Source organism: Enterobacter cloacae complex sp. 309I3 (assembly GCF_050031595.1).
Lineage (GTDB): Bacteria > Pseudomonadota > Gammaproteobacteria > Enterobacterales > Enterobacteriaceae > Enterobacter > Enterobacter cloacae.
Genome location: NZ_JBLGWI010000001.1, coordinates 2,769,123 through 2,778,107, shown reverse-complemented (window position 1 = coordinate 2,778,107; position 8,985 = coordinate 2,769,123). Strand labels below are relative to the sequence as shown.

The window sequence follows — 8,985 nt, the reverse complement described above, 5'->3', positions numbered from 1 at the left end:
CCGGGACTGGCCAGAACATGGCCAGTCTTTCTAGCGGCTTACCTCTACGGTTGCCCCTCCATGTTCCAGCGGGCAGAACCCATATCCTGAAACACACGCTCGTCTGTGAAGGGCGGGAAGGTGGCCCGTGTTGCCGCGTCGGCTAAAGCCTGGCAATACGCTTTGTCTCCGCCTTTTATCTCCAGGTTCTGCAGTAGCCCGTCGACGGTGAAGTCGAGATGCATGTTGCATCGCTTACCATTCCAGGCGTGCGGATCGGTCAGCGCCGAGTCCAGCGCTTTCTTTATCGCGGCAGCCTGTTGACCATAAATATCCTTATCGGAGACTTTACCGGACTGCTTATAGGAGCACGAGTCGAGAGCGGTTTTCTTCTGACAACCTTCAGGCGCGAGAGGGGCACAGCCCGTTATTGCTGTGGCAAGGCATACCAGCATCACTACTTTTTTCATTGTTAAGTCCGTTTATCGAAATTATTTTATTGTACAACGATTTAAATAAGCCCCGGGATTCCGGGGCTTAAGTTTCTCACCAGCCTCGCTAGCGTACAACCAGCACCGGGCATTTTGCATGGCGTACCACAACCGCCGCGTTTGAACCTAAAAGGTAGGTTGTGATATCCGGTCGATGGGATGCAATGATAATGAGGTCAGCGTTGATACTGTCAGCCAGCTTCAGGATCTGATCTTTAGGCGCACCTGAAATGGCGTGTGTCTCCACACGATCGGCAGGTAAATTGAACTGCTTAACCATCTCTTTGAGCTTCGTAAGGGCTTCCTCCTGAATCTCCGCCAGCTTTGGCATTTCAACCGAATACGCCAGCCCAAGCGATGAATAGTAAGGGAAAGAAGGCACTACCGTCAGAAAATGGATTTTACCGTTACCGATTGCTGCGTTTGCCTGAACATAGGGAATCACCTGTTCGGTCAGACGACTTTCAGAGATATCGACAGGGACTAAAATTGAATTAAACATACCTCACCTCCTGTTTGTTTTTTATCCACTTTAAGTGTAGTGCTACCATTTTCAGTGGCGCTGTATTCGCCATCAAAATGGGAGGTGAGGCAGCTTTTTCGACGGGGGGGACGCCCCCCGTCACCTGCGGTTTACTTCTGGATAAGATAGCGAATGGTTGGGCCATCCTGCTGAATATCCAGTACGGTGTAACCGTGGTTTTTGGCATCCAGAGGAATGTTGTTGATGGACTGCGGGCAGTCGCTCACCACTTCCAGAATTTCCCCTTTTTGAAGCTGCGGGAGCGCTTCAAGCGTGGCGACAGCCGGGTAAGGACACGGTTCACCGACCATATCAAGGCGGTAGTCAGGCACAATCTCTTTCATGCTGCATTCTCCTGGGGTTCAGGTTTAACCGTGGCACGGCGGAAGAAACGTTTCTCTTGCGCGACAACCAGTAAAAAAGCGACCAGCAGCAGGGCGTAGGTCACCAGCAGTCCACCGAGCGGGCCAAACGTGCTGAGCAGATTCACCTTGTCCCAGTTCGTGGCCAGCACCGGAGACAAATCGTCCCAGTACCAGGCCAGCAGGGTGGAGCCGATGACGTTCCCCAGACCTACCCACCAGTAATGCACCTGACCTTCAACCGCGCGGTACATCCAGCCGGTTTCACACCCGCCAGCCAGTACAATTCCGAAGCCAAACAGCAGACCGCCAATCACCGCGTTCGGACCAGCCCACATGATTTTCGGCTCAACACCCAGTTGCACATAGCTGAAGATGCCAATGGCGCTTACCGCCATACCCGCAATAATCGCTTTGGCCATCATTGTACGGCCGGTGATCCACATATCGCGAAACGCCGAGGTGAAGCAGATCTGCGCACGTTCTATCAGCAGGCCGAAACCGACACCGAACAGCATGGCCAGGCCCAGCTTAGGCTGGTTGAGCGCCGTACAGAGCGCCCAGGCGACCATGGCGAAAAAGACCAACATGCCGAGACGAAAACGACGACGCGCCTGAGAAGGCTTTTGCGTCAGCGGCGAGGCAGCGCTGACCTTCACCATTTTGACCGGAATGCGGAACAGCGGCAGGAGGGTAAACTTCGCGCCAAAGTAAGAGCCAATCGCCGTGGCGACAGCAAAAAACCAGGCGTGCAGCGAAAACTGTGGAATGCCGGTAAAGAAAGCGGCCAGGTTGCACCCCATCGCCAGACGGGCGCCGAACCCGGCAATCATGCCGCCGACAATCGCCTGCGTAACGCGTATCCGGCTTTTAGGCATTCGCAACTTAACGTTGTTAGCCCACAGCGCGGCGGCAAAACACCCCCCGAACATGCCGATAATCATCAAACCGTCGATGCGGGTCAGCGGCGTGCCGTCCAGATGAATAAGCTTAAAGTAACCCCACTCCTCGGTATGTACGCCAGCGAGCTGCAGCAGTTGCCCACCCCAGCGGGTGAATTCGCCGGTCACGGCCCAGAAGGTGCCGGTAATGCCGAAATAGTAGGTGGAAAGGATCCCCGCCGCGATGACGGCCGGTACGGGTGACCAGAACTTAACCAGGTAAGTCTGTTTGAAGTATTGCCATGACATGAGTAAGCCTCTGAACTCAGAAGGTGTATGTTGTTTTAACGGTCTGGAATATATAACTTTTTTCCTTTCTCCAAAACCTCTCCAAAACTTTTCTCCAAAATACCTACCTTTTTTATGACCTCCATCAGTAATTAATCCTCTCCCCAGGAGAACCGCAGCGAAAAATTAAATTGCAAGTTTGGTCCATTCCTTCCCGCGATCATCGTTGTATCTGTCAGTGGTTGACTGTGTTTTATGCCCCAGCAAAATTTTCGTATCGATCCCCTGGGCGCGGTAAAGTCGTTCGGACAATGAGCGCTGTTCGTGAAACGTTGTTGGTGTTTTTCCTGCAGGCGGTACGATACCGGCTGCATCACGTGCCGCGGCAAACTCTTTGGAAACCAAAATCAGATTCACAGGTTTCGCCTTACTGTTCATTTTCCCGTGCAAGAGGTAGGGACTGACAAACCTATCCCTACATTTCCGTATTACATCCTCCAGCGATAAGCCAATGGCTTCACAACGGAGGTTCAGCGGCAATGCAATACGTGCCCCCGTTTTGCTTTGCTCGATGTGCAGATAGCCGTCCTTAATGTCTGAAAATTTCATGTTCGCAATATCCTCCCGGCGCTGACCAGTGACTAAGGCAAGCAGCATCGCTTTATGCGAGTACCGATCCTCGGGTATTTGCGCCAGTATTTTTTTCCATTCTTCCAGAGAGAGGCGCGCACGTGTAACCTTCACCGAAGGTTTTTTTGTTGCTGCTGGTGGATTCCATCCAGGAGGCACTTCTCCTGCATGTTGTGCTTCAGTGAAAATATCCACCCATACCACCCGGTTACAGAGGGCACTGCTGGCATGTCCTGCATCCAGATATTCATCCAGTAACACGGCAAAATCCTTTACCTCCAAACTCTTCATTGGCCGGGAACCAAGCCGCCTGGAAAGCAACTCTGCCATGCGTTTTTTTTCTTTAAAGCGTTTCAGCGATAGCGATCCGGCATCCAGGCTTTGTTTCTGAATCTTCAGATATCGTTCTATCCATGCTTTGAGGCTGATCCCGCGCTGTGCTGCTGCTTTTGGAGTATCATCAATTTGGCGCAAATAGTGCTCGGCTTCTGCTGCTGCAATTCTCTGATTTGCCGTTGTTGCTATTTTTTCCGCTTTCTCTCTGTCTGTTCCCAGGCCGTGGAACTTACCCGTTAAAGGGTTTTTATACTGGTAGTATGTTTTTGCTGTGCGACGATCAAACCGGGCATACAGCCCGGAAATTGATACATTATTTTTTCGTGGCCTTGGTGACATCGCTCAGGATCTCCCGCAAAATTTCGTCATCGTCACTGTGAATTTCTGGTTCGACTCCCGTCGCGCCTGGTCCGATATAAATTGCCTGTTCGTCTATACACCAACGATTTCCAATTTTAATCGGCCTCGGTTGTATGTATCCCAGTTTCCCGTGTTTCACCAGGCATGTGATTGTTATGGGGAAGTGCAATCTGCGAGCTTTCCAGTCACGCAGCGGTATCAGACTTTGTTCACTCATAGCTATCACTCTTGATAGCCAGCTGCGATCATACGTGCTGCAGCTGGCGGATATTGAATCTCACGAATCAGCCAACCCTGGCAGGCGGCGAAGATGACGGGCTCTGGTCATGGCCGTCGCCACATAACTACGGCTCCGGTTGACGACTTCGACTGTCACTTTCTGTTCGCCGACACGCACTGTGTAAATCGTCTGGGTGTAGCGACGCCCATGTTCGCCATATTTTTCAAAATGGCATTTGAGCGCGGCGGCGCATGCTGGCCCGCCGATGCTGTCTCGTTTGCTCCGGTTAATCAGACGCACTGGAGCCTTCCTGATGATTGATAACGCTGCGGGCAAGCCCGGCGGCCATAGCCGGTAATTCCTCATACTGATTGCAATATGCTGGGTTGGAACATAAGCCCTGCAGTGCTGCAATGGTCAGCTGCTGCAGGTAGGTAACAGAAGAAAGCGGAGCGTTTATTTCAGGCGCTGGTTCGGGCTCTGCTTTCGGCTTTGCAGTAACTGACGGCGGATCGAGCACGACAGATTTTGGTGGTTCGGGTCGTCGGTATTCCACGATCGCATCAAGCGCTATTTTCTGACGAACGCTAATATCATCGGCCCAGCTATCCAGCATGGTGGTGGCCACGTCGTGGATCTCCTCGTCGGTGAAATCAGGAGACAGGCAAAATTCTGTGGCGGTGATATCTTCCATCAGTAGCGGGATAACATCGGAAACGAGCTGGCCGGTGCATGCCACCACTCCCTCTGCCTCTTCTTTCCCCATGATGTCGGTGCGGCCAGAAATCAGGTCATTCAGTGCATGCAAAATTGAAATTTCGCGTTCGCCTGGTGCTGGTGGTACTTCCTGTTTTTCGACTTCATTTGAGGCGGTGGTATTTATAAGAGCATCGACAGAGAAGACTCCGCCACCTAAGTTCTCCACCCGCGGCTGATCCCCGGTTTGATTTTCAGGTGCTGGGCTCTGAGCGAATGCGTCGTTGAGTTCTTTGTCGAGTTGCGCAGCTTTGCCAGGGCAAACTGCTGGTGGCAGAGTTTCGCCCGGTACAGTCGATTCGGTTTTATCATTTTCTTTTTGCTCAGCATTGGTGCGAGGTTTTGGGCGGCAGGCCGTATCAATTGTTTTCTGGTCAGGGTGCGCGTGGTCAGATTCAACCAACTCGCGATTAATGTACTCCCGTAATTTGATCGGATTGAGCCAGATGTCTTCTGGTGCTGACTTGATCAGGGCGATGATGGACGCACGCGAATAGTCCAAAATTCCAGGGGTGCCGCGTAGCTGCGCCCACCATGCAGTAAAACGAGGATCCTGTGCGGCTTCCGCCATTGCTTTCGCTGGAATCATGTATTTATTCGGGATCCAGTAAATGTCGATCTCGTCGTACATACTCAGAATGGCAATAGCCACTTCGATACGCAGCGTAGAGAGGTTATGAACCAGATCCGGGCTACGGTCTGTCTTGTTGCCACCACCCAGCGTGGAGCCGGTGTCTGTACGGTTTTCTTCTCTGGTGGTGGTAGACAGAGGACGTTTATCAACTGGTGTATCGATCCATTTAGCGATCTGCTTTTTAATGTCCGGCCACTGTGCAGATTCTTTGGTGTTCTCACGTAACCAGGAGAGTAATTGCGCCTGGCGTCCCGGCTCCAGCTCAAGCGCACGTCTCTCTTTTGTTAGGGCTTCTGCCAGTTCGCGTGTAAAGCTGCCAGCATCATCATTAACCAGGTCAACGATCTGGCCGTACTGCGCTGTAGTGATTCCCGGGACCGGGCCGAACAGTGCCAGACAAGCCGCGCGGGATGCCTGGTCGAGCTGCGCAACGATTTTAATTTCTTCCTGAGTCTTGTTGTCCTCCCATTCTTCCTTTGCTTCAGTCTCTGGCTTTGGTGCAGCAGCTGGTTCACCGCGGTTGGTATTCCAGACAACGTGATCACCAAAGAAATCAGAGCTAAACACATCAAGCTCAGGGCAGGGGAGATCATCATGGTGTTCCCAGATTTTCACCTTAAAATAATCATCAATATGTTCAGGATGTTCTGCCGCCAGCTTACCGAAAATAACGGCTTCAGCGATGGCTTTTGTGGCCGCATTAACTGCGGTGGCAAGTGGTTTTAAATCGGGATGTTTTTTTAATGCTTTATCTTTTGGGAAGTAAGCACCACCAAATACTTTTAACTCAACAGACATAATAACCTCGTTTAATATTTGAAAAATGATGTTGAATGAAATGGCTTGCGGATGCCGCGTTTTACCTTTCTTAAAGCGTCACGCTTTTCTCTTTTTTCATTGCATTGCTCACATAAATAAATCGTGCGCTTAAAGGGATATATATCTGTTTTCCTTTCGTGCATTTCCGATTTTTTAAATTCGTGGAGGCAAACAGCGCAATGACAAATGATGTCATCCATATTAATTAAGTTGTTGGCGCTTATGATCGTAATAGGACATGCCACAGGAGTTCTGCGCTTCTGCGAATTTCACAGATAGCAAACTAATGTGTTTGACAGCGCATGCAGGGCAATCGAACTCCCCGAGTACGTAGCCACCATCAATCACAACGGTAACAGGGCCAGAGGATGGCAAATGAACCACGCCTGAAATAGCACCGTTAACATTAAATGTTGCAAGGTCTTTATTTACGATTGCAAGGCTCAATTCTACGGTGGTAATAGTTGATTTCATTTTATGATCCTTAATTTAAGGTGTGAAAATCCCTGCCGTTTAAGGCATCGATTTTTAAAGTTAGGAAAATCAAATAACGTTTAAACTATCGCGCCACTCCTGGCGGGGTTGGCGATGCACTACAAAATTTCTGTATTTACGTAATACTTTCCAGGCGGCATGACATCCGGCAACATCACGAAGAAACACTGATGTGACAAGTTTACCCTGAGCCCATGCAATTTGCTGTTCCGGTGTTAATTGTGTTTTATTCATTACTGAATACCCCGCTGAGAAATTAATCCTAAAAAGGGCGGTATAATCATGGACCACGGGAAAGCATATACCGCCAAGCGATCAAATCTTATAGCATCTGAAATAATTGCCGCTGAGTTAATCTGTTTTCCCATAATCGGAGGGCAGTTGCTTTTGCCCAGCGGTACCATTCGCGGCCAGCTTCTTTGTATGAATTACCGAGTCTAACCAGATCCCAGGTTTCCTGTGAAAAGTCGGGCTTTTTATTTGCGATATGTTGCCGGGCAGCGATCATGCTGTCGATTGCTTCGTTGATTTCCAGCGCTTCGGTGTGGTCAGATTCAATCATTTGCGCGATGGTCTTGCGGCTGTCGTGTTGATTAGCCCATTCATCCCACTGCTCATCTGCTTTCACTTCGTCAATCTCTGCGTTGAATTCTAGCGCTTCGGCGTGGTCACGTTCTGCCAGAGCTTTTAAAATTTTGTGCATCGTGTTCTCTGATTTCACTTCACGCAATGTGCTGCAGTTATACGCGTTGAAGGTGCCATCTTCGCGTTGTTTCACGCTGTATACCGCTTTGCCGATATTGATTTTGTGGCTGGTCATAGTGCATCCCTCTTTTTCACCCTTATCGCCGGGTAGGCGGAACGTTTACTGATTACTGCGTGTTTTGTTGGTCTAAGTTTATAAACAAATAAACCAATATGTAAAGTTAATAGTAAACAAAAAGGCGTGAAAAATTGGATGTGGTTGAATTTGGAGAAAAAAAAGACCGCAACAGGCGGTCTTTAAGGGAGTTAGTCTATTTCGAGGTCTTTGAGCATCTGAAGGATTTCTTGTTTGCTCTTGCCTTTCAGCCTTGCCTTGAGCTCATTGTCTATGGAGTTAACTTGGGCCCTGAGGTTTACCATGTGCTGCTCTTTTTCCCATTCAGCAAGGCTGTCGAAAAGGTCTAGCAATTCTTCATGGCGCGCGTCAAATGGGCGGGGGGATCTTATCTCTTCACCCATAGGTTCTTCATCAAGATAACCAGGAGCCATGCCGTAATCTCGTTCAATACGGCGCGCAGCTCTCTCGCCGAACGACGCTTTGCCGTTGATCAGCTGTGAAAGGTAGCTCTTCTCTTTCTCCGGTAGGGTTCTGCTGGAAAACCATGCCGCTAGGCGCTTACGCCTGATTTCTTTTGTGTCCATGCAGTCATTTTGATTAGTAATTTCTAAACAAGCAAAAACTTGACATTAATGTTTAGTAGTTTATAAACTTACAACTCAACACACAGGAGCAATTATGCAACTCAATGACTTTTTGAAAGCCGGTGGGCCAAAGATCCGCAAGGCGCTGGAGCAACACCTTGGGATATCGAAATCTTACCTCTCCCAACTTGCAACGGGGCGGGCTGCTATTTCGCCAAGCCGCTGCATCGTTATCGAGACTTTCACCAAAGGAGAGGTTTCTCGTTCTGACATGCGTCCAGGCGATTGGGCCGAAATCTGGCCTGACTACGATCCAAAAAATAACACGACAAAGCAGAAGGATACTGACTGATGGAAATCAAAAAACTTGCATGTGAGCTGGAGACCTGGGCGCAGGAAAAGGGCTGGAAGACTGTGACGCAGCTGATAACCCCGCATCACTTTGGGGATCTGCTTCAGTCACTTGATGACGTATCAGATCCGGACGAGTACGCGCGGCGGCTGCATAACAACAAGCAAATCATTCAGCGTGCGTTCCGCAACGATACGCCTAATTACCTGAAACAGGCGGAAGCGCTGAGCTATGCAATCCGTACCGCCATTGATAACGAGCTGGCGCAGAAGGACTGCATGCATTACCGGGCGGCCAGGGTTAACAAAGAGTGTATCGAAGCCACCAATGCTGTCTTCACAGGCAAGCCGCAACCGGTAATCCGACGCGAGACTCTGGAAGCGATCGATGCGCTGGCGCAGATGGCTGGCGTGAAAGTCCAAATTATGCACTGCCACCGTGCGGCGTAAGGG

At 50.1% G+C, this 8,985-nt stretch carries 13 protein-coding genes; 2 read left to right on the top strand and 11 right to left on the bottom strand.

Features of this window, described 5'->3' with window-relative positions; all coding sequences use genetic code 11:
* Window positions 1–44: 44 nt before the first annotated feature.
* From ACQG22_RS13160 to ACQG22_RS13110, 11 genes are all read right to left on the bottom strand, one after another.
* Window positions 45–449 (bottom strand): cell envelope integrity TolA C-terminal domain-containing protein, encoded by a 405-nt coding sequence (locus ACQG22_RS13160; protein WP_128311126.1) that lies wholly within the window; start codon window positions 447–449, stop codon window positions 45–47.
* A gap of 88 nt (window positions 450–537) precedes the next feature.
* Window positions 538–972, bottom strand: coding sequence for a universal stress protein UspF (uspF, locus tag ACQG22_RS13155; protein WP_013096287.1), 435 nt, complete (start codon window positions 970–972; stop codon window positions 538–540).
* A gap of 131 nt (window positions 973–1,103) precedes the next feature.
* Window positions 1,104–1,337, bottom strand: coding sequence for a sulfurtransferase-like selenium metabolism protein YedF (gene yedF / locus ACQG22_RS13150; RefSeq protein WP_013096288.1), 234 nt, complete (start codon window positions 1,335–1,337; stop codon window positions 1,104–1,106).
* Complete coding sequence (gene yedE, locus ACQG22_RS13145; protein WP_369706929.1) at window positions 1,334–2,545, bottom strand: selenium metabolism membrane protein YedE/FdhT; 1,212 nt, start codon at window positions 2,543–2,545, stop codon at window positions 1,334–1,336. The genes yedF and yedE overlap by 4 nt, the downstream gene beginning before the upstream one ends.
* A 165-nt stretch (window positions 2,546–2,710) precedes the next feature.
* Entirely contained in the window at window positions 2,711–3,829 is a 1,119-nt protein-coding gene (locus tag ACQG22_RS13140; protein ID WP_369706930.1) for a phage integrase Arm DNA-binding domain-containing protein, read from the bottom strand.
* Window positions 3,830–4,127: 298 nt separating this feature from the next.
* Entirely contained in the window at window positions 4,128–4,370 is a 243-nt protein-coding gene (locus ACQG22_RS13135; RefSeq protein ID WP_114518983.1) for a DUF4060 family protein, read from the bottom strand.
* Window positions 4,357–6,258, bottom strand: a complete 1,902-nt coding sequence (locus ACQG22_RS13130; RefSeq protein ID WP_369706931.1) for an exodeoxyribonuclease VIII — start codon at window positions 6,256–6,258, stop codon at window positions 4,357–4,359. Before ACQG22_RS13130 ends, ACQG22_RS13135 begins: the two co-directional genes overlap by 14 nt.
* A gap of 222 nt (window positions 6,259–6,480) precedes the next feature.
* Window positions 6,481–6,753, bottom strand: a complete 273-nt coding sequence (locus ACQG22_RS13125; protein ID WP_369706932.1) for a hypothetical protein — start codon at window positions 6,751–6,753, stop codon at window positions 6,481–6,483.
* A gap of 69 nt (window positions 6,754–6,822) precedes the next feature.
* Window positions 6,823–7,008 (bottom strand): hypothetical protein, encoded by a 186-nt coding sequence (locus ACQG22_RS13120; protein ID WP_154590856.1) that lies wholly within the window; start codon window positions 7,006–7,008, stop codon window positions 6,823–6,825.
* Window positions 7,009–7,096: 88 nt separating this feature from the next.
* Window positions 7,097–7,594: a hypothetical protein gene (locus ACQG22_RS13115; RefSeq protein ID WP_369706933.1), complete on the bottom strand. Its 498-nt coding sequence runs from the start codon at window positions 7,592–7,594 to the stop codon at window positions 7,097–7,099.
* A gap of 191 nt (window positions 7,595–7,785) precedes the next feature.
* Window positions 7,786–8,181 (bottom strand): hypothetical protein, encoded by a 396-nt coding sequence (locus tag ACQG22_RS13110; RefSeq protein ID WP_023311188.1) that lies wholly within the window; start codon window positions 8,179–8,181, stop codon window positions 7,786–7,788.
* Between the two features lie 94 nt (window positions 8,182–8,275).
* Between ACQG22_RS13110 and ACQG22_RS13105 the strand changes: the two genes are divergently transcribed.
* Together ACQG22_RS13105 and ACQG22_RS13100 are read left to right on the top strand one after the other, a co-directional pair.
* A complete protein-coding gene (locus tag ACQG22_RS13105) occupies window positions 8,276–8,533 on the top strand; it encodes a transcriptional regulator (protein WP_348583931.1) in 258 nt (85 codons plus the stop codon).
* Window positions 8,533–8,982, top strand: a complete 450-nt coding sequence (locus ACQG22_RS13100; protein WP_227160087.1) for a toxin YdaT family protein — start codon at window positions 8,533–8,535, stop codon at window positions 8,980–8,982. The genes ACQG22_RS13105 and ACQG22_RS13100 overlap by 1 nt, the downstream gene beginning before the upstream one ends.
* Window positions 8,983–8,985 lie beyond the last annotated feature (3 nt).